Below are 19,048 nucleotides of genomic sequence, written 5' to 3' on the forward strand. Positions count from 1 at the left end.
GACGGAAGGGTGGACGCCGCCCCTGCGAGGCCGCCGGGCGATCGGGGACGAAGTCGCCGAGGCAACCCGTGCCGTTCATGCCGAGGCAGCTGCATCGCTCGAAGCTGAGCATGAAGACGAAGGAGAGGTTGATCCATCGTACGTTCGGGAGAAATTCGAAACCGAGGGCAAGAACGTGGAGGTGCCGCACTACACCACGCTGGCGAAGGTGTGGAAGGAGTGGTTCGGCGCCGAGAGGGCCCGGCAAGGTGCTCGACGATGTCTTCGGTGCCCCGCGGTGACCGCCCGTCGTCTGTCCGCTGCCGCTCTCGCGGCCGCCGCGATCGTCGGGGCGGTGGCGCTGCCGGCGTCGGCCGCCGGCCACACCCGGGCCGAGCGGGCGAGGGTGGAGATTGCGGGCCGGATCTGCCTGGCGGCATGGAGCGACCGGAGCAGGTCCGCGCCCGATCCCACCGAGCGTCAGCCGGCTGCGTCGCGGTGGTCTGGAGGCGATCCGGCTCAGGGACCGGCCGGTTCCTGACGGAGCAGGTCGGGGCGGATCTCAGCGTCCGCGCGGTCCGTCGGCGGATCGGCCCCGACAATCGCACTCAGCTGCTGGACGCGACGAGAGCGTACGCCTCTACCGGATCGAGCTGGTGAGCGTCCCACCGATCCTCTTGGGCTCGATCGGTGTCTCCGGATGACCGGCGAAGTGCTTCTGGATGTCGTCGTAGGTGGCGGTGCCGCCCACTTCGACCAGGCGGCGCAGGACGGCGCGGGCGCGGGGCATGAGCGCGGCGACGGTGTCGAACAGCATCCGCTCCGTCCAGCCGTCTCCTAGTAGGGCTCCGTTAGGTCTTTCCGTTGGGCCTGATCAAGAGCATGTTGGGTGTGTGGACGCACATGAAGTGAACCGGGCTCGGGCGAAGTTGGCGCGTCGCTGATGTGTTCGCGTCGGTGCCGCGCAAGGACCAGCGGGCGAAGGGTGACTGCTATCTGCGGGGGCTGATGCTGGACGGGCGGCGCAAGTCGATCCAGCCGATGGCGGAGCGGCTGCCGGACGGCAACGAGCAGAACCTGCAGCAGTTCGTGAACCAGTCGACCTGGGATCCGGTGCCGGTGCGGCGGCGGATCGCGGAGCGGATGGTGCCGAGAATCGGGCCGGATGCATGGGTGGTCGATGATGTGTCGTTTCCCAAGGACGGGAAGATGTCGGTGGCGGTCGCGCGCCAGTACTGCGGGGCGTTGGGCAAGCGGGCCAACTGCCAGGTCGCGGTGAGCGTGCACGCGGTCTCCGATGCCGCGTCCTGTCCGCTGCAGTGGCGCTTGTTCGTGCCCCAGGAGTGGGCGGACGATGCCCCACGCCGACACAAGACCGGGATACCGCCCGAGGTCGGTCACCGGGAGAAGTGGCGCCTGGCCCTGGACATCATCGACGAGCTGGCCGGGTGGAATCTGGTGCCGCCGGTGGTGGTGGCCGATGCCGGCTACGGGCAGAACGCCGACTTCCGCGACGGCCTGGAGGGCCGGGGCATCGGCTATGTCGTCGCCATCCGTTCGGATGTGACCGCCCACCCGCACCATGCGCGGCCCGCCGCCCCGGCATGGTCGGGCAACGGCCCCAAGCCGCAGTCCCGTTACCGGGACAAGCCCTCCTCGGTGGCCGTGCTGGCGGCCGGCCGTGGGCGGCAGGCCTTCACCGAGGTGACCTGGCGGGAAGGTTTGGAAACTCAGACCCGGGCGGCCTCGCGCTCCCTGTCCGGATCCGGTGCTTTTGCGTCGAGCTGCTTGGCCAGCTCCTCGCCTTCCTCTGATCGCTGACTGGTTTCCATGCTCACTGACCAGGAGCTTCGGGGCCCCGGGATACCCGGTCACACCCAGTCACACCTGCGCCCATCGGCGGACTCCTCATTGCGCAAGTACAGGCGCTCGCCTGCTCAGGGGATGAGGGCGAATTCCTCGACGAGGGAGCCGGGGACGTGGTATCCGGCCTGGTCGCGGACGGTGTCGATGTGCGCGGCCACGTCATCGGCGGTGGCGATCGGAGCGTCGGCGGGGACGTGGTGTCCCCCGGTGACGCCGATGAACACGCGGGCGTAGCGGCCGCGCGCGATGGAGAACGCCTCGTGGCTGTAGGGGTTCTCCTCGCTCGCGAGGTAGCTCGCCATGGCGGTGATCATCTCGGGTTCGTTGTGGGCCGGGGTGGTGGGGACGCCGGCGAGGGTCTCGAGGTTCATGTTCTCGATCATGCGGCTGACGGCGGCCGGGAGGATGGTGTTGACCTTGATGCCGTGGGGGGCGCCTTCGAGGGCGACGACATTGGCCAGGCCCAGGACGGCGCCCTTGGCGGCCGCGTAGTTGGCCTGCTCGGGGCTTCCGAAGATGCCCGCGGCGGACGAGGTGAACACAATGCGCCCGTAGCCCTTGTCGCGCATGACGGCGAAGGCGGGCTGGGTGACGTAGAAGGCGCCCTTGACGTGGACGGCGAGGAGGGCCTCGATGGCCTCGGGAGTGAGGTCGGTGAAGGGCGCGTTGCGGATGTTGCCCGCGTTGTTGATCAGGATGTCGACCGTGCCGAAGGCGTCCAGCGCGGTCTGGACGATGGCCTTGCCGCCCTCGGGGGTGGCGACCGAGTCGTAGTTGGCGACGGCCTGCCCGCCGGCCGAGGTGATCTCCTTGGCGACCTGGTCGGCCATGGCGCCGCCGCCGCCGTCGCCTGCAATGCTGCCGCCGAGGTCGTTGACGACGACCTTCGCTCCGCGGGCGGCCAGATCGAGGGCATGCGCACGCCCCAGACCCCCTCCTGCCCCGGTGACGATCGCGACGCGTCCATCGAACGAGATACGGGTCATGGTGACAACTTCCTTCTGTGCTATCGCGTGGTTCTGAGGCCGGAAGGCCCGCCCCGGCGCTGTCACGTTGATTGACTGGATGGGATGATCTTCTGGTTGATCGTGTTGGAGGGGGCTGTCCGTGGGGGCCGTGTCGCCGTCGTACAAGGGGTACCGGTACCCGCGGGCGGCCAGGCGGCCCAGCCGCCGACCGGCTGCTGGGACACGGCACGCCACCACGGGTTCACCGGCGGAGTGCTCCGCGGCTCGAACGGCTGCCCGGGGTACGGCGCGGCCATCGTGACCCCCGCGCCGTGCGTGGCCCACATCATCCGCTCGCCCGGCTCGGCCCAGGCGTGCAGCGCCAGGTTGAACGTCGCCCAGTGGATCGGCATCATCACGCCGCTGGGCTCACTGCCCTGCAGGTCGAGGTGGGTTTGCAGACCCTCTTCGGGAATCATGTGGATGTCGGGCCACAACTCCGCATAGGCGCCGACCTGGATCATGGTGATGTCGAACGGGCCGTGCGCGGCGCCGATGTCCTTGAAGCCGTCGAAGTACCCGGTGTCACCGCTGTGGTAGATCCGGTGCTCGTCACCGGCGACGACCCAGGAGGCCCACAGCGTGTGCTGGGTGTTGCGCAGGCCCCGGCCGCAGAAGTGCCGGGCGGGGGTGGCGGTCAGGGTGAGACCGCCGACCTTCGTCGACTCCTGCCAGTCCAGCTCGCGGATCCGGTCCGCGGAGACGCCCCAGTGCTCCAGATGCGCGCCGACGCCGAGCGGGACGGCGAAGACCGTGTCCGTACCCGCCAGCTCCTTGATCGAGGGCATGTCCAGGTGGTCGTAGTGATCGTGCGAGATGACGACGACGTCGACCGGACCGAGCGCGGCCAGCGGCACCGGCACGGGGTGCAGCCGCTTGGGCCCTGCGAAGGCGAACGGCGAGCAGCGTTCCCCCCAGACGGGGTCGAAGAGCACCCGGTGCCCGTCGATCTCGGCGAGCACACTGGAATGGCCCATCCATGTGATCCGCAGCCCGCTCGCCGGGGGTCCGGCCAGGTCGGCGAGGGTCGTGGCGTGCACGGGGATCGGCCCCGCCGGGGCCCGCCGCACCCGCTCGTCCTTGCGGAACCAGCTCTTCGCCGTTTCCATGGCGGCACCGCCGGAGAAACGGACCCGGGCGCTCCCGGGATTCACGAAGACCCCGTTCGCGAAGTGCGGGGATCTGCGGATCCGCTCCATTCGGGCACCGCGCGGGTCCGCGCCGAAGGCGGCGGGCCGCACTGCGCGCAGCCCCGAACTGAGAGAACGCGATCCGGAACCGGGCACGGCACCTCCTGGTGAATTCGCTCGGGCGTCCCATATGGGCCGCCCCTGTGGCAGCGCCGGGTCCGAAGCATTCCCGCACGATGCAATACTGATCAACTGTTCAGTAGCTCTCTACTGTCGCCTGTGGGCGGATTCGGTCACCAGGCCACCGGAAGAGCAGCGACGCCGTAGACGAAGCTGTTCGTCCGCATCTCGATCTCGTCTGCGGGAGCGCCCAGACGCAGGGTCGGGAACCGTTCGAGGAGTGCGGGAATCGCGATGCGCATCTCGACGCGGGCCAGTTGCTGGCCGACGCACTGATGGACGCCGAAGCCGAAGGCCAGGTGAGTGGCGGCGGAGCGGCCGATGTCGAAGGTGTGGGGGTCTTCGAAGCATTCCGGGTCACGGTTGGCCGCCATCAGGGCGGGTACCACCACGTCGCCCTTTTTGATCTGCCGGCCGCGGACCTCGACGTCTTGCAGAGCGGCGCGCTCCCCTCCGAACTGCGGGACGGTCAGGTAGCGGAGCAGTTCCTCGACCGCGTTGTCGATCCGGCCGGCGGGGTCTTCGCGCAGCAGGGCCAGTTGGTCGGGGTGTTGGAGCAGGGCGAAGGTGGACAGGGCGATCATGTTGGCGGTGGTTTCGTGACCGGCCACGAGCAGGGCCAGGCCGAGGAAGGCCGCCTCTTCCGGGGAGAGTTCCTCGTCCTGGGCGAGTTCGCTGAGTATGTCGTCCGTTGGGTGGGCGCGCTTGTGGCGGGCCAGTTCGTGGATGATGTCCAGGATCCCTTGGATCGCCGCACCGTACTCTTCCATGGTGCTGCCCACTTTCAGCAGACTGGCGGTACGGGACTGGAACTCTTCGCGGTCCCCGTAGGGCACGCCGAGGAGTTCGCAGATGACCAGCGAGGGTATGGGCAGGGAGTACGTCTCGACCAGGTCGACCGGGGCGCCCATGCGTTCCATCTCGTCGAGGCGCTCGTTGACGATCTGAGTGATGGGATCGGCGAGCCGGGCGACCCGCTTGGTGGTGAACTTGCCCTGGAGCTTGCGGCGCAGCCGGGTGTGGTCCGGCGGATCCATGGCGGCCAGGTTACCGACCTCGGCGGGCCTGCGTGCGAAGAGCATGGTTCCGATGGGCGAGGTGCGCAGTTCACCGCGGGAGCTGAAGGTCTCGTGGTTGCGCAGGGTCGCGTAGATGTCGTCGTAGCGCGTGAGCAGCCATCCGTCGGTGCCGTCCGGCATGGTGACCGGGCACACCGGCTCCGTCTCCCGGAGTTCGCTCAGCTCGGGGGGCGGGTCGAACGGGCAGCCTTTCGCCCGCTGTACGGGGATCGAACGACGCTCGGGCAGGGTTCCCGACATGGGAATCCTTTCTTGACGGGACGGGACGGGGCCGGCGCGGGGTATCAAGCCGCCCGGGCCGCACTCACGACGTCGCGCCAGGCGACGCGCAGGGCGACGGACTGCCGCCATGCCCGGATCGCCTTCGGCGGCATACCGACGGCGAGGACTCCGGTGAGGCGGTCGCGGCTGCGGTAGGCGGTGACGAACCGTCGGGAGGCCAGATCGCCCTCCACGACGGTGGCCTCGTCGTGTCCGCGCAGGTAGCCGTAGGCTTGGATCTTCATGCCGTACTGATCGGACCAGAAGTACGGCACCGGCGCGAAGGGCTTGCGCGCCTGCGGGTTGAGCAGATTGCGGGCGGCGGCCACACCCTGCTCGGCGGCGTTCGTGCGGTGCTCGATGCGCATCCGCGTGCCGAACAGAGGGTTGTGCCACGAGGCCACGTCGCCGGCTCCGTACACGCCGGGGGCAGCGGCACTGAACTCGTCGCACACCAGGCCGTCGCCGACGGTCAGGCCGCTGCCCTCCAGCCATTCGGTGTTGGGCAGTGAGCCGATGGCCACGAGTACCTCGTCGGCCTTGAGCACGCTGCCGTCGCCGAGGCGTACACCGCCGGGGACGACCTCGGCGACTGTCACCCCGGTGCGCAGGTCCACGCCGTGGTCGCCGTGGAGTGAGGAGAGCACGCGTCCGACGTCCTCGCCGACCGTGTGGGCCAGCGGCACGGAGGCCGGCTCCAGCAGCGTCACCCTCGCGCCCAGGCTCCGGGCGACTGCGGCGGCCTCGGCGCCGAGGAATCCGGCTCCGACCACGACCAAGTGGCGGCCGGGCCGGATACGGTCCCGCAGGGCGAGCGCGTCGTCCAGCGTGCGCAGCACATGCGCCCGCTCACCGGGCAACCGACGCGGCCGTACACCCGTTGCCAAGACGAGGCCGTCGAAGCCCACCTCGGAGCCATCGGCCAGCGACACCGTACGGCCGGCCAGATCCAGTCCGGTCGCGGCGAGACCGAGGCGCAGATTCAGGCGCATGGCTTCCAGATCGGACTCCGGGCGCAGCGGGAGCCGGTCGGCGCCCCACGATCCCGACAGGATCTCCTTCGACAACGGCGGCCTGTCGTACGGCAACAGGGGCTCGTCGCCGATGACCGTGATCGTGCCCTCGTACCCCTGCCGCCGCAACGTCTCGGCGGCGGCGAGCCCGGCAGCCGAGGCGCCGACGACCGCGACCCGGTTCAGGCAGTTCACGATTCGGTCAGCCGTATCGCAGCGGCCGGGCACACCGCCGCCGACTCCCTCACGGCGTCGTGGTGGTCGGGTGCCGGGGCCGCGTCCAGCAGGATGACGAGGCCGTCTTCCTCCTGCTGGTCGAAGACCTCCGGGGCGAGCAGGACGCACTGCCCCGAGGCGACGCATTTGGGAGCGTCAACCTCTACGCGCATCGGCATGGCGTATCACCTCAACTGTCGTGGTCGGCTTGTTCACTGGGGCGCGGTGACGGCTGTCGGCGGTAAGCCGTCACCCGGTGCCATGGGAAGCACTCTACGAGTTCTTGTCATAAGCGGACGGTAAGTCCTATGAGGACAGGAAGTCCGTCGATGACATAACATTGGGTTTTCGGCCAGGTGGTGGGGATGATCGGAGGCGGCGACGTGAAGTGCGGCGACATGGCCACGGGCCAACAGGACGCACCGGACGCGGAGCGGAGAACAGGACGTCCGCCGCTGACGGAGCGGCGCAAGGCCGCGACGAGGATGGAGATCGCCCACGAGGCGGTGCGGCTGTTCGTGAGCAAGGGCGTCGCCGCGACCTCCACCGATGAGATCGCGGAGGCCGTCGGCATCTCGACGCGCACACTGCGGCGGTACTTCCCCAGCAAGGAAGCGTGTGTCCAGCCGTTGTTGGCGGCGGGGGCCGAAGCGGCTACCCGACGGCTGCACGCCTGGCCGTCAGGGCACACCCTGAGAGAGGCCTTGAGCGACTGGAAAGACGTCACCCCCCTGATGGACTGGCCGGACGCTGCCGCGACTCTGGACCTCATCCGCCTCACCCGCACCGAGCAGGCACTGAAGACCGTATGGCTTCAGACGTACCACGCATACGAAGGCCAGCTCGCCGAAATCCTCGCCGAGCGCACAGGTTGTCACCCTGGTGACCTGCACATCAGGGTCCAAGCCGCGACGATCAACGCCGCTCTGCGCGTGGCCGCGGAACATCACGCGTGGCGAGAGCGCGATGACCGGGCCGAGCCTGACCAAGATGAAGGCGCGGAACTGTGGGAGGCACTGCGTACCGCGTTGTTGACAGCTGCTCAAGGACTCCCGGACTGAGATAGCGCGCCGAGCGTTGACGACGCCGGAGGGCTCCCGGTTCTCCGAGTCGGAGCGGCTGCGCCGGCCGTCGATCATCGCAACAGCGGCTTCTTCAAGAGATAGTAGGCGTGTCCGTTCAGGGCCTCGGCGGGTGTCTTCCATCTGAGGGTCGCGATTCCCAGGTCAGCGACCTGCGCAGCTTCTCGGGCGGCGTGGTGGCCGTGGCGGCGACAGCGTCCTTGACGGCTGCGGCACCACGGCCGGCCAGTGCCGGACCGTTCTTCACCCGAGGCTCGATGCCGTAGCCGTCCATCCGCGGCAGTGCAGCAACATGGCGAACCAAGTGGTGCGCTCCACCAGCGTGCCGATTGCGGACCGGCCTGTGGCGATGATGAGATCGCCCTCCCGGTGCCCCGGCACCGCACGGTCCTCGGCTTCAGCCGGTCGCTCGCTGATCATCACCTCGGGCGTGACATGACCACCAGGCCGCTGCCGCGCACGCGCTCGTGGAACCCGCAGCGCACGGCCGGTCCGCCGGCAGGCGACCAGCTCACGCTTCAAGGCACCCCGGCCCTGGATGAACAGGACCTGATAGATCGCCTCGTGCGAGATCCGCAGGGAGTCATCCTCGGGGAAAGTCGGCCTTCACCGGTTCGCAATCTGCTCCGGGCTCCACGACGTTGCCCACCCGCGCGCCTTGCTCCGGCCCTTCCACGGCGAAACCTCGGGGCCCGCCACGGACTGTCCACCCGGGAGACAGACGGCGCCAACAGCCGGTCCTGGTACGCGCTCCGCCACGCGATCACGAACGGGGGCTCCGCTCGGGCGACCCGGCAGGCATCGAACAGGAGATGTGGTCCCCGCTCACGCTCTACCAGGCCCTTTGCACTGTGATGGTCGATGCCGCCGAGCCCCTCCTCGGGACCGGCCCGGACCGCTGCTGTTTCAGCATCACGCTCCACACCGCCCGTGACCAGGTGATTCAGGCCACGGGTAGCGTCAGCGCGGACACCGATCGGGACACTCTTCTCGGGACGATCGGCCGCCGGATCCTGGCCGGCCTGCTTCAGCCCAGGCGGCAGCGGGTCAGCACCCGCAAGGTCAAGTCACCGATGTCCCACTACAGCGAGCGCCGCGCCGCCGGCCGGCCCGACAGCAGCCGCACCATGACCCGCCTCAACGTCACCGTCCCCGAACCCGTGGATCAACCTGCGCTGCCCACGGCTTTCCCAGGACGACCGGCACGCCACCCCTGCCACGCGGCGCCGACACCGCACCCCGACACTCCACCAGGAAGACCCCACCCGCTTCTGGCAACCCGTGAAATCACTGCCCACTCGGCGACGTCAGCCTGGGGAGCATGTACAGACAACTGAACCGGTGGACCGCCAGCGGCCTCGTCCGCAGGTTCGGCCAGGCCCCCCATGCCCATCGGCCGCCTCACTGCACAGAACCATGCCCAATAGGGCAACCAAACGGTTGGTTGCCCTATTGGGCATGGTTCTGTAGTGTCGGATCATCCGATCGGTTAACTCGGCGCTCAGCCGCTGCGTGACCAACCGCGGCTGAGCCGGAAGACCCCTTCAGCCGCGGAACCCAGAAACAAGCAAGGAGCACACCGTGCCTATCGACGTTCACTTTCGCAGCGGCGGTATCACTGTCGCGGGCCACCTCTACCTTCCGGAGGATTACAAGGAGGGTCAGAAGCGGGCCGCCGTGGTGACAGTGGCCCCGGGAAGCGGGATCAAGGAGCAGGCTTCCGGTCGTTACGCCCGTGAGTTGTGCGACCGGGGTTTCGTTGCCCTGGCCTTTGATCACCGGTCGTATGGCGAGAGTGAAGGCTTTCCCCGCTACGACGAGGACCCGTTCGCGAAGGTCGAAGACATCAAGAACGCGGTGAGCTATCTCGGTAACCGCCCGGAGGTGGATCCGGACCGTATTGGCGCTATGGGCATTTGCGGCGGGGGTGGCTATGCGCCCGCCGCGGCAGCCACCGATCGCAGGATCAAGGCCGTCGCCACTGTGAGCGGTGTCGGGGATCAGCGTGGCGTGTTTCACGAGCAGGCAGGTCCCGACCACGGTGTTCTGGTCGCCATGCTGGAGGCTTGCGGCGCGGCCAGGCAGGCGTTCTCGCGCGGGGACGAACCCACGTATTGGCCCGTCATCCCGGGCCCGGAGGTCGAGAACGCGTTCGCCCCCCTCAAGGAAGCTCCGGACTACTACTACGATTCAACGCGCGGGGCTCACCCCCGATGGGAGAACAAGACGCTGGCCTGGTCGCTGGAGAAGCAGCTGACCTTTTCCGCATTGGATGTGGTCAGTCTCATCGCGCCACATCCCCTTCTGCTGATTGTCGGCACGGAATCCGCCAGTCGGTCTCACAACGAAGCGACGTACGCGGCTGCCGCGGATCCCAAGGAGCTCTTCCTGATCGACGGGGCTTCGCACCTCGACCTGTACGATCTGGACCAGTACGTCAAGCCGACCGCCGACAAACTGGCAGATTTCTTCGCCCAGAATCTGTGACTGGGCTTACTGGGGTGAATCCTGAAGGCGACTCAATGGGGAACAAGACAGTGTCACGCCTCTACTACCCTGCAGCTCATGACGTCTGATTCCAGCGCGAGTCGAGGCCGGCTACTCGACGCCGCCGCTTCCGAGTTCAGCGCACATGGCTTGGCCGGTGCCCGGGTCGCTCGCATCGCAAGCAGTGCCAAATTGAACAAGGAGCGCATCTATGCGTATTTCGGTGACAAGGAGGGGCTGTTCGACGCGGTGATGGATCAACGGCACGTCGAGGTGATGGCGGCAGTCCCGCTGGACGCCGACGATCTGCCGGGCTACGTAGGTCGCCTCTTCGACTACATCATCTCCCACCCAGACCTCATGCGGTTGGCCGCCTGGAAGCAGCTTGAACGCCCCCTTGGTCAAGGCGGCAAGAATATCGGCTCTTACGACCACGCCCTCGCCCCGCTCACTGCCGCGCGGGACGAAGGGCGGATCGACACCACCTTCAACCCGGTCGACCTCGCCGTCATCCTGTACGGCCTGGCCAGCGCCTGGCATCACGTCTTCGCTGCGCAACGCGATACCGAGTCGGGGACAACGGACGACGTCTGGTCGGCGCAGCGGCTCACCGAGCATCGTGAGGCGCTGATCGAGGCGGTGCGCAGGCTCATGACCGGCTGAACACCCTTGGTCGGGCCAGTCGGGTGTGAGGTTCCCCCGAGATGCGGAGTCAGTTGACAGAGAGTCAGGTGGGAAGGGTGAGAGGAACATCGACCATGGCTGCCGCCAGGAAGTACTCGCTGGAGTTGCGTGAGCGTGCGGTACGGACGTATCGCGTTTCCGACCCGAAGCCACAGATCAAGAAGCTCGCTGTCGATCTCGGCGTAAGACCGCCATAGAGTTCAGCGGCGAGATGGGGGAGCCCACCAAGAGGTCAGGAAGCGTGAAGGTGCGGCTCGTAAGAGGGGCGAGCAGGGGGCTCTGACCGGCTCAGCCGCCATGCGTGATGATCTTCTCGATGATCGCGATGTGGTCTGGCGAGTGCAGGGGCTCCCGCTCCGCGAGCAAGGCTGGCTCCAGTACCGCGGCCATGGCCTGTTCCAGGTGCAGGTTCACCACTCGCTTGGTCTCGCGCAGCGCCTGGGCGGGCATGGCGGGACCCGCGGATGGGCACCACCACCCCTGCCACGGCGGGCCGCCGCGTGGCCCGTGGGGTCACGGCCGGCTTGAGCCTGCTGGTCCTGGCCGGCGCGGTCGTGGGGCTGCCGCTGCTGCTGGCCTGGGCCACGCCCGTGCTGTGGGAGGCAGGCCACGACGACCTCACGGCGGCGGCCGGGCGTACGGGCTCCGGGCTCCCCGACCTACACGGTGCGCCAGATGCGGCCCGCAGAAAGTCTGTGGAGCATCGCCGAACAGGAACTGGGCGACGGCGAACAGTGGCGGCAGATCGCCGCCCTCAGCGAGGGCCACACCATGGGCGACGGCCAGGTGTTCCGCTCCAACGGGTTTCTGCAGCCCGGCTGGCAGCTGAAAATGCCCGCCTCCTACGCCCCAGCGGCAGGCGTCGATACGCAGCTCGACCAGGTCGTTCCGGCAGCGGCCAACGAGCCTGCACAGGTGGAAGTCGTCGAGCCGGGCGACTCCCTGTCCACCATCGCCGCGGAGAAACTCGAGGACGGCAACCGGTGGGAGCTCTTCACGGCGAGCAGAGACAAGCCGCAGCCGGACGGTCTCCCGGCCATCACCGACCCCGACGTGATCTACCCGGGCCAGCACATCTGCCCTCCACTGCCGGCGAGTCCGACGCCCCGCCACCCGCACGCGATCACACCGGAGAGGACGAGCAGGACTCCCAGCAGCCCGCACCACCGGACCCTTCGGCCTCCGACGACGAGCAACAGCCCAGACACGACGACCAGGAGGCGCAGCCACCGGCGCCCAGCCCGTCCCCAACCGCTACACCAGAGTCTTCTGCCTCCAGCAGCCAGTCGACCGAGCGCCCCGGGCCAGAACACGAGCAAGGCGCTCCGCCCCCAGCCGGCTCTAGGGATCCTGGGCCAAGCAGCAGCGGTGTGCCCTCGATCTCCCCAGGCGTCACCCGAGGTATCCGCCTCCGATGCGTCCTCCCCGAGCGCACCACCCACGGCCGAGCCGGCTCCGGCCGGCAGCTCGCTGAACCTGCGCGTCGTGCTGGGCGCGGGCGCACTGCTGGCAGCCTCTATCACCGGGGCACTGGCCCTGCGCAGGACGCTGCAGCGCCGCCGCCGTAAGCCCGGCGAGAAGATCGCCATTGCGCCGGAAACGTCCACGGCCGAGGCTCAGTTGGCGGCCGCTGCCGAGGCGGGCGGCGCCGTCCGTCTGGACCTTGCCCTGCGCACCCTGGCCCGCTATCTGCCCACCGCCGACCCTGCGCGAGAGCTGCCGGCGTTGCGGGCCGCGCGGATCGGCACGCACAGCGTCGACGTCCTGCCCGAGGACCTCGCACACGAGCCGGTGGCGCCGTTCGTGTCCGGGACAGCGGGGTGGTGGGCCCCGCCCGGCGACGCCGATCTCCTGGACGAGGGGGCCGCCCGCGACGTGCCAGCCCCCTACCCGGGGCTGGTCACCATCGGCAGCACGGATACGGGTGACCTGGTGCTCCTCAACCTCGCCGCCCTGCCCGCCCTGCTGCTCGACGGCAGCGCCGTGCACATCACCGAGGTCTGCACCTCCCTCGCCCTCGAGCTGGGGATGAGCCCGTGGGCCAGCGACGTCGAAATCGTCACCATCGGGTTCGGCGAGGATCTTCCGCAGCTGCTGCCGACCGCGCGGATCGCCCACATGCGCCAAGCCGCGCACGCACTGCGCGACCTGAGCGAGCGGCTGCTGGAAGCACGCCAGATGCCCGACACCCACAACCAGCCCTACCTGCTGCTGTGCGCGTCATCTCTCCACGCGGACACGGCGTGGCAGTTCGCCGATCTCATCGGCAAGGCGGACCCGGTCCCCGTCACCCTGATCGCCCCGGCCTCTTCGGCCGCCGCGCACTTCCTCGAGGCCGAGATCCTCAACGCCTCGCTCCACACCCCGCAGCACCTTGCCCACGCCGGCACCGACATCATCGTGCAGCGCCTGGAGCACGCCGCCTACCAGCAGATCACCACGGCGCTCGCGGTGTCCGGGGAGTCGGCCCAGCCGGCCGAGGGCCCCTGGCGGGATGTCCCGGACGAACCCGACCAGCTGCCTCAGCCCGCGCCAGCCGAGTCCCCTGCACCGGCGACCGCCTCTGGCGAGGTCCCGGTTCCGCAGACCGCGTCGCAGGCCGGCTCGACAGGCGGGGTCTTTGCGGCCCTGGTCGCCGCCAGCGCCGACCCGGCTGGGCTGCGTCTGCTGCCCGCGTCACCTTCACCTGGCGGCGAGCCTGCGCCGGACACCGAGGGAACTCCGCTGGCAGCTACCGAGCCGGCTTCCGGCGCAGAGGCAGGAGGGAGCGAGGCTCCCAAGGACAGCGCCGGGAACGGTAAGGAGCCGGCGGGAGCGGAGGGCACGGAGCAGGACCTGCGCGCGCCGGAGATCCGCGTCCTGGGCCCGGTCGAGGTGGACGGCGTCGCTGCCTCCGGGCATGGTCCGCGCAGCAGCCAGCTCGCCGCCTTGTTGTATTTCCGGCCGGGTCGCTCCGCCGACGTGCTGTGCACCGACATGGACCCCCTCAATCCGTGGAGCGTGAACACCCTCAACTCCCGGCTACGCGGCCTGCGTGGCGCCCTGGGCAGCGACACCTCCGGCAATCCCTACGTTCCGCGGCGTCACACCGGCGAGGACCCCTACCGCCTCTCCCCCGAAGTGCGCTGTGACTGGACGAGATTCCTCCAGCTCGCCGAACGCGCGCTGCCCCAGGGACCAGCCGGTGTGCCGGACCTGGAACGAGCCCTCAGCCTGGTACGGGGCACACCGTTCGGCGGTAACCCCCTGCCCTGGGCCGAGCCTTTCCAGCAGGAGATGATCACGAGGATCATCGACGTCGCGCACTCAGTGGCCACCCACCGCACCCCTCCTGGCCCGCTGCACGACCTCAGCGCGGCCCGGCGAGCCGTCGCGATCGGCATCGGCGCCGACGACAGCGCCGAGCTGCTCTACCGGGACCTGATGCGCATCGAGCACACGGCCGGGAACCGCTCCGGCCTGCACACCGCCATCACCCGCATCCAGCAGATCAACCAGACACTGGACTGCGATCTTGAGACGGCCACGGAGCAGTTGATCAACGATCTTCTGCACGGCAATGGAAGGAATCAACGCAAAGCCCCCTAGGGAGCGTATGTGGTTGCGATCACCAGGTGGTCCGGGTGAGTTCTCTGAGCCAGATCATCGAGGCGCGCAGGTGGAGGCCGGCGAGGTGGGCTGCGACGGCGCCGTCCCCAAGTCCCTGTCCTGCACGGGGCCCCCGTCGCCCGTGCCTTCCTAGATCGTGCCGCTCCACGCCCGGCGGTTCTCCCGTCGGCGCACATGGCCGCGCCAGCCCGCGAGCAGCGTCATGCCCGTCCATGCGGCGACTCCCGCGACGAGGCCGCCGAGCCTGCCTTCGGGGTCGACGTCCACGGCGTCCTCCAGGGGGACGGCGCCTTCCGGGTCGCGGAGGATCTCGATGCGGTCGCCCACCCGGTAACCGGGGTTGCTCCCCCGGTACTCGAGGGTCTCGTCGAGTTCACCGCCCGGCCCGACCAGTGTGAACCGGTGGTTCTTGCTCGCCGTTCCCGCCGCGCTGTCCGCGGTGATCGTGACGCTCTCGCGGACGCCACGTCGCTCCAGCGCCGCCTCGGGGGCGTACTGGACGGACCCGACGAGAATGAAGAGCGCGGGGACCACGGACAGGACGGCGAGCCACCACGCCCTGTGGAGCAGCCGCAGCACGATCACGAAGACCAGGCAGCCGAGCACGCCCGCCGCGATCGGGATGAAGTCCATGCCCAGCGTGACGTAGGCGAGTGCGGTGTTGCCGGCGGCGATCCCCCAGGCGACCAGCACCACCCACAGCGTGGCAAGTACGGACGCCCCGGCGCTCCTTGACGTGCGCTGCCCACCTGAAGCGGGCACTCCAGCCCCGGCCGCATCCCCGACGCCACCCGCCACGGGCGCGTCCATCCTCTGATCACTCATCCGCGCAGCATACGAGGCGGCCGGAACGCCCTACCCACGTGGCCCACTGCACCACCTCAGCGCGGCCAGACGAGCCGTCATGATCGGCATCGGCGCCGACAACAGCGCCGAGTTGCTCTACCGGGACCTGATGCGCATCGAGCACACGGCCGCAAACCGCTCCGGCCTGCACACCACCATCACCCGAATCCAACACATCAACCAGACACTCGACTGCGATCTTGAGACGGAGACTCAGGACCTCATCCGCGAACTCTTCGATGCCGGGTGCGGCTGATTCTACGAGAGGCCGCGATGGTGCGGTCTCGCGTGGGGACCAGGGTGCCGTCGACGATGTTGACCGTGTCTTCCCGTCTGCGGCGGGCCGGTGAGATCGCCAGCAACGGCGCGAGATGGTCCAGAATCCGGTCCGCAGCCGACTTGGAGACACCGAACAGCGGCGCCACCTGCCGCAACGTCAGATTCGTGCGCCAGTACGTCGCCACCAGCAACACCCGGTCCTCGAGCGGCAATCGCCACGGCCGGCCTCGCTGGACGAGCAGCGAGGAGCCGGATCTGCGCAATGAGTCCACACAGTGTTGGCTCTGTGTCGCCCTTCCACGGAAAAGCGTTGACCGGCCTCTCGGCTCGAGCGATGATCACTGTCAATTAGATCTCCGCATCTACCACTCTAAAGGATCTCCCAATTTTCGCGATCATGAAATCTCTGAAGACTCTGAGACTGACGCTGCCCATGATGTTCGCCGCCCTCATGCTCACCGTGGCGGGCGCAATGTCCACCGCGTCCGCGACGACCACCCGCTGGGTGTACCAGAACGCCTTCGAGGGCAACTGCCTCACCTACTCCGGCACGACCAGCAACGTCTGGTCGGGCCCCTGTGACGGGGCAACCGTCGCCTGGTATTGGGGTGCTTCGTGGACCGACAACACCAGCGGCGTCACCCTCCGCCAGCTGAAGGCCTGGTACGTCACCGGCGACCTTTGCCTCACCACGGACTGGAAGACCGACACGAACGCCGTCTGGACGAGCCCCTGCAACACAGGCAATGACGGACAGTACTGGAGCGCTGACAGCAACATGATCACCAACGTCCCCTGGCTCTCGGCCAGCCACCTGCGTACCTCAGCGAACGGTGACGCCGTCTACTCCACCACCTACGCCCAGCCCGGCATCGAGTCCTCACGTTGGACCTGGTACGGCACACACAACTGACCACTCCACGACGTGACGAAGGCCCTCACTCCCACCCTCCGTTCTAGTCCCAACGCCGGCAATGGCCGAGTGGCCACCGGACCGGGTGAGCTGCCCGGGTGCCTGAGAGAATCTGTAGTGTTATCGGCAGACGGCACACCAGTCGGGCCACCGCTGCTCCGGGTGGGCTTCTGAAGGCTTTTCCGCAGAGGTCGGACGGCCCTACCCACCGTGTTCCTACTCCGGCCAGAAAAGCCGTCCCTATCCGCCCTAAAGGCTGCGCAGGCGACCTGGAAGGGTGGACGGGATCGGCCCTTGCACAACTGCCGGGCAAGGCCGGTTTCACTGCTGGTTCTGCGCGTGGTGGCGGGGGAGGGCCTGCCAGCGCCGTTCGAAGTCGTCGACCTGGCCGGCGATGTAGGCGGCGGTGATGGGCCGGTGGTGCTGCGCCGTGATCCCCTGCGCAGCACACTCCTGCGCAACGGCCTCCAGAGAGGGGGTCTGGCTGCGCAGGCGCTGCTCGGCCCACAGGCGGTAGATCCGGAACGGCAGCAGGTAGCGGCGCAGGTTGCCGGCACTGACCGGCTTGCCGCCGCGGCCGCGCAAGCCCTTTTCGTCCGCGAGGTAGACGGACAGTTCCTCAGCCTCCACCGTCGAGGACGCAGGTTCTTCACTGCGCTGCGCCTGGTACTCCGCCCACGCCAGGTAGTACCGGTCAACGGTGCTCAGCCCGACGGCTTCCCCGGCTGACGGGTCCTCGTTCGGCGCCGGGCCATCGATGGGGGCGCTGGCCCGAAGGCCACGCTGGTTCTTGGCCGCTTGTGCACCTGCGCCGGCGGGCGCGGACTCGGTTGTCTCGTCGTTGCCCGACGCAAGCTCGTCGGCGTGCTGCTCACGGGAGTCGCCGGCTGGGACTTCGACGGGCGGGGCCGACTCGGGGAACGCGCGCTGCTGGAAGTCCTCGACAAAGCCCTGAAGGTCGGCGCCCGTGAGGGGGCGGCCACCGGGGCCGGCGATCTGATCCCGCCCGTAGACGTACGCGGCGAGGGCGCCAGCATCGGGGTATGCGCCGTGCTCCTGCGCATACGCAAGCCAGGAGTTGTAGAAGTAGTCGTACCAGGACAGTTCATCGTCCGCCTGCTGCACCGCGGCGATGGGCTCGGGTGTCGGACCGTAGCGCTGGTTCAGGACCTTCAGCAGGGGCTGCAGCTGGGCGTCGGTGAGAAGTCCACCGGCGGCGGTGGTGATGCCGTGGTCCTGGAGCCAGTACGCGAACTGGGCTGCGGAGGGCGCGGTCTGGAAGTTCGCGATCCAGGCCTGGTAGGCCGCAGCAAAGCCCTCGGCCTCGTCCGTCTGCTCTACCTCGGGCGCCTGTCCCGCCCTCCCGAGTGGGGCTTGATCTGTGGTGTGTGGTGCCTCACCGCTCAGCTCGACCGGTTCGCCCTCGGCGCGTGCCGCGGGCTCGAGGGCGGGATCCTCAGCGGGTGTTGGAGCGGGTGCCCGTTCGACAGCGAAGGTGAACTCGATCGGCGACTCCACGATGCCGGCGGCGGCGAGACCGGCGGGAGCCGTCTCGGCGAGCGGGACACCGTAGCGGGCCAACCGCAGCGGCATCAGGGCTTCCACAGGTGCCTTGCGGCGCCAGACGCGGCCGAACCGGGACCGGAGACTGGCCTGGTAGACCAGGCGCTCCTGCTCCAGCTTGATCACCTGCTCGTAGGAACGCAGCTCCCACAGCTTCATCCGCCGCCACAGCAGGAACGTCGGCCCCGGGGACAGCAGCCAGCGGGTGAGCCGGACACCCTCCATGTGCTTATCCGCAGTGATGTCCGCGATCCGGCCGATCGCGTGCCGGGCTGCCTCGACCGAGACCACGAACAGGACCGGGATCACCGCGTGCATGCCGACGCCGAGTGGATCCGGCCAGGCGGCCCCACCGTTGAAGGCGATCGTCGCCGCCGTCAGGAGCCACGCCGTCTGACGCAGCAGCGGGAACGGGATACGGGCCCACGTCAGCAACAGATCCAGAGCCAGCAGGACACAGATACCCGCATCGATACCGACCGGGAAGACGTAAGAGAAGTTCCCGAAGCCCTTCTGCAGAGCCAACTCACGGACCGCCGCGTAGGAACCCGCGAAGCCGATACCAGCGATCACGACGGCACCGAACACGACGACGCCGATCAGTACCCGGTGCGTCCGTGTCAGCTGTAACGGCGCGGCCACCCCTACTCCCCCTTCGATCGCACTAGCGAACACATGACACTCTGTCATGCACAGCCTGGCGGCGGGAGAGGATTACGCGCCGTGCAGGAGGACTCGGCTCCGTCAGTCTCAACTGGCCCGGCGTCAACCTGATTCGGCCCCATTTCTCGATCTCGGGACGGGCTTTGGGACAGGGTATTTTGGCCCCACCAGACCGAGGGGGGAGAAGCCGA

16 protein-coding genes and 3 pseudogenes are annotated in these 19,048 nt (G+C 68.6%); 8 read left to right on the forward strand and 11 right to left on the reverse strand.

Features of this window, described 5'->3' with window-relative positions; all coding sequences use genetic code 11:
* Positions 1–619 precede the first annotated feature (619 nt).
* On the reverse strand, positions 620–796 hold the full coding sequence (locus QF037_RS00260) for a hypothetical protein (protein ID WP_307020618.1): 177 nt from the start codon (positions 794–796) through the stop codon (positions 620–622).
* A gap of 76 nt (positions 797–872) precedes the next feature.
* Between QF037_RS00260 and QF037_RS00265 the strand changes: the two are divergent.
* A pseudogene (locus QF037_RS00265) lies at positions 873–1,705 on the forward strand (IS701 family transposase); the annotation flags it as partial.
* A gap of 211 nt (positions 1,706–1,916) precedes the next feature.
* Here the strand turns inward: QF037_RS00265 and QF037_RS00270 are convergent.
* From QF037_RS00270 to QF037_RS00290, 5 genes are all read right to left on the reverse strand, one after another.
* On the reverse strand, positions 1,917–2,831 hold the full coding sequence (locus QF037_RS00270; RefSeq protein WP_307020619.1) for an SDR family NAD(P)-dependent oxidoreductase: 915 nt from the start codon (positions 2,829–2,831) through the stop codon (positions 1,917–1,919).
* A gap of 62 nt (positions 2,832–2,893) precedes the next feature.
* Complete coding sequence (locus tag QF037_RS00275) at positions 2,894–4,138, reverse strand: MBL fold metallo-hydrolase (protein WP_307020621.1); 1,245 nt, start codon at positions 4,136–4,138, stop codon at positions 2,894–2,896.
* A 137-nt stretch (positions 4,139–4,275) separates the two neighbouring features.
* Complete coding sequence (locus QF037_RS00280) at positions 4,276–5,481, reverse strand: cytochrome P450 (RefSeq protein ID WP_307020624.1); 1,206 nt, start codon at positions 5,479–5,481, stop codon at positions 4,276–4,278.
* A 44-nt stretch (positions 5,482–5,525) separates the two neighbouring features.
* The gene (locus tag QF037_RS00285; protein WP_307036908.1) at positions 5,526–6,701 is read right to left on the reverse strand and encodes an NAD(P)/FAD-dependent oxidoreductase; all 1,176 of its coding nucleotides are present in this window, start codon (positions 6,699–6,701) and stop codon (positions 5,526–5,528) included.
* A 5-nt stretch (positions 6,702–6,706) separates the two neighbouring features.
* Complete coding sequence (locus tag QF037_RS00290) at positions 6,707–6,904, reverse strand: ferredoxin (protein WP_307020626.1); 198 nt, start codon at positions 6,902–6,904, stop codon at positions 6,707–6,709.
* A 312-nt stretch (positions 6,905–7,216) separates the two neighbouring features.
* Between QF037_RS00290 and QF037_RS00295 the strand changes: the two genes are divergently transcribed.
* Positions 7,217–7,792 (forward strand): TetR/AcrR family transcriptional regulator, encoded by a 576-nt coding sequence (locus QF037_RS00295; protein WP_307020628.1) that lies wholly within the window; start codon positions 7,217–7,219, stop codon positions 7,790–7,792.
* A gap of 157 nt (positions 7,793–7,949) precedes the next feature.
* Here the strand turns inward: QF037_RS00295 and QF037_RS00300 are convergent.
* A pseudogene (locus tag QF037_RS00300) lies at positions 7,950–8,584 on the reverse strand (transposase); the annotation flags it as partial.
* Positions 8,585–9,394: 810 nt separating this feature from the next.
* Here QF037_RS00300 and QF037_RS00305 point away from each other — a divergent pair.
* The 3 genes from QF037_RS00305 to QF037_RS00315 all read left to right on the forward strand — a co-directional run bounded on the left by QF037_RS00305 (position 9,395) and on the right by QF037_RS00315 (position 11,181).
* Positions 9,395–10,300, forward strand: coding sequence for an alpha/beta hydrolase (locus tag QF037_RS00305; protein WP_307020630.1), 906 nt, complete (start codon positions 9,395–9,397; stop codon positions 10,298–10,300).
* A gap of 78 nt (positions 10,301–10,378) precedes the next feature.
* The gene (locus QF037_RS00310) at positions 10,379–10,963 is read left to right on the forward strand and encodes a TetR family transcriptional regulator (RefSeq protein WP_307020632.1); all 585 of its coding nucleotides are present in this window, start codon (positions 10,379–10,381) and stop codon (positions 10,961–10,963) included.
* A 95-nt stretch (positions 10,964–11,058) separates the two neighbouring features.
* Positions 11,059–11,181, forward strand: coding sequence for a hypothetical protein (locus QF037_RS00315; RefSeq protein WP_307020634.1), 123 nt, complete (start codon positions 11,059–11,061; stop codon positions 11,179–11,181).
* A 91-nt stretch (positions 11,182–11,272) separates the two neighbouring features.
* Here QF037_RS00315 and QF037_RS00320 read toward each other — a convergent pair whose 3' ends face one another.
* A complete protein-coding gene (locus tag QF037_RS00320; protein WP_307020636.1) occupies positions 11,273–11,434 on the reverse strand; it encodes a hypothetical protein in 162 nt (53 codons plus the stop codon).
* Between the two features lie 225 nt (positions 11,435–11,659).
* Here QF037_RS00320 and QF037_RS00325 point away from each other — a divergent pair, with 225 nt between their 5' ends.
* Positions 11,660–14,572, forward strand: coding sequence for a LysM peptidoglycan-binding domain-containing protein (locus tag QF037_RS00325; protein WP_307020638.1), 2,913 nt, complete (start codon positions 11,660–11,662; stop codon positions 14,570–14,572).
* Positions 14,573–14,722: 150 nt separating this feature from the next.
* On the opposite strand, the gene QF037_RS00330 is transcribed toward QF037_RS00325, so the two are convergent.
* Complete coding sequence (locus tag QF037_RS00330; RefSeq protein ID WP_307020640.1) at positions 14,723–15,418, reverse strand: hypothetical protein; 696 nt, start codon at positions 15,416–15,418, stop codon at positions 14,723–14,725.
* Between the two features lie 79 nt (positions 15,419–15,497).
* On the opposite strand from QF037_RS00330, the gene QF037_RS00335 reads away from it, so the two are divergent.
* On the forward strand, positions 15,498–15,695 hold the full coding sequence (locus QF037_RS00335; protein WP_307020641.1) for a hypothetical protein: 198 nt from the start codon (positions 15,498–15,500) through the stop codon (positions 15,693–15,695).
* Here QF037_RS00335 and QF037_RS00340 read toward each other — a convergent pair.
* Positions 15,670–15,981 (reverse strand): annotated as a pseudogene (locus tag QF037_RS00340) (helix-turn-helix domain-containing protein); the annotation flags it as partial. The gene QF037_RS00335 and the pseudogene QF037_RS00340 overlap by 26 nt on opposite strands.
* A gap of 134 nt (positions 15,982–16,115) precedes the next feature.
* Between QF037_RS00340 and QF037_RS00345 the strand changes: the two are divergent.
* Complete coding sequence (locus tag QF037_RS00345) at positions 16,116–16,631, forward strand: hypothetical protein (protein WP_307020642.1); 516 nt, start codon at positions 16,116–16,118, stop codon at positions 16,629–16,631.
* A gap of 321 nt (positions 16,632–16,952) precedes the next feature.
* Here QF037_RS00345 and QF037_RS50800 read toward each other — a convergent pair whose 3' ends face one another.
* Positions 16,953–18,836 (reverse strand): DUF2637 domain-containing protein, encoded by a 1,884-nt coding sequence (locus QF037_RS50800; protein ID WP_373463626.1) that lies wholly within the window; start codon positions 18,834–18,836, stop codon positions 16,953–16,955.
* Positions 18,837–19,048 lie beyond the last annotated feature (212 nt).

The organism is Streptomyces canus (assembly GCF_030815415.1).
Classification (GTDB): domain Bacteria; phylum Actinomycetota; class Actinomycetes; order Streptomycetales; family Streptomycetaceae; genus Streptomyces; species Streptomyces canus_F.

Excerpts from the sequence above, each read along its gene's own strand:
- QF037_RS00290 (WP_307020626.1), bottom strand. The coding sequence starts at position 6,904 with ATGCGCGTAGAGGTTGACGCTCCCAAATGCGTCGCCTCGGGGCAGTGC.
- QF037_RS00330 (WP_307020640.1), bottom strand. The coding sequence starts at position 15,418 with ATGAGTGATCAGAGGATGGACGCGCCCGTGGCGGGTGGCGTCGGGGAT.
- QF037_RS00315 (WP_307020634.1), top strand. The coding sequence starts at position 11,059 with ATGGCTGCCGCCAGGAAGTACTCGCTGGAGTTGCGTGAGCGTGCGGTA.
- QF037_RS00325 (WP_307020638.1), top strand. The coding sequence starts at position 11,660 with ATGCGGCCCGCAGAAAGTCTGTGGAGCATCGCCGAACAGGAACTGGGC.
- QF037_RS00260 (WP_307020618.1), bottom strand. The coding sequence starts at position 796 with ATGCTGTTCGACACCGTCGCCGCGCTCATGCCCCGCGCCCGCGCCGTC.
- QF037_RS00345 (WP_307020642.1), top strand. The coding sequence starts at position 16,116 with ATGAAATCTCTGAAGACTCTGAGACTGACGCTGCCCATGATGTTCGCC.
- QF037_RS00335 (WP_307020641.1), top strand. The coding sequence starts at position 15,498 with ATGATCGGCATCGGCGCCGACAACAGCGCCGAGTTGCTCTACCGGGAC.
- QF037_RS00270 (WP_307020619.1), bottom strand. The coding sequence starts at position 2,831 with ATGACCCGTATCTCGTTCGATGGACGCGTCGCGATCGTCACCGGGGCA.
- QF037_RS00280 (WP_307020624.1), bottom strand. The coding sequence starts at position 5,481 with ATGTCGGGAACCCTGCCCGAGCGTCGTTCGATCCCCGTACAGCGGGCG.
- QF037_RS00320 (WP_307020636.1), bottom strand. The coding sequence starts at position 11,434 with ATGCCCGCCCAGGCGCTGCGCGAGACCAAGCGAGTGGTGAACCTGCAC.
- QF037_RS00310 (WP_307020632.1), top strand. The coding sequence starts at position 10,379 with ATGACGTCTGATTCCAGCGCGAGTCGAGGCCGGCTACTCGACGCCGCC.
- QF037_RS00295 (WP_307020628.1), top strand. The coding sequence starts at position 7,217 with ATGGAGATCGCCCACGAGGCGGTGCGGCTGTTCGTGAGCAAGGGCGTC.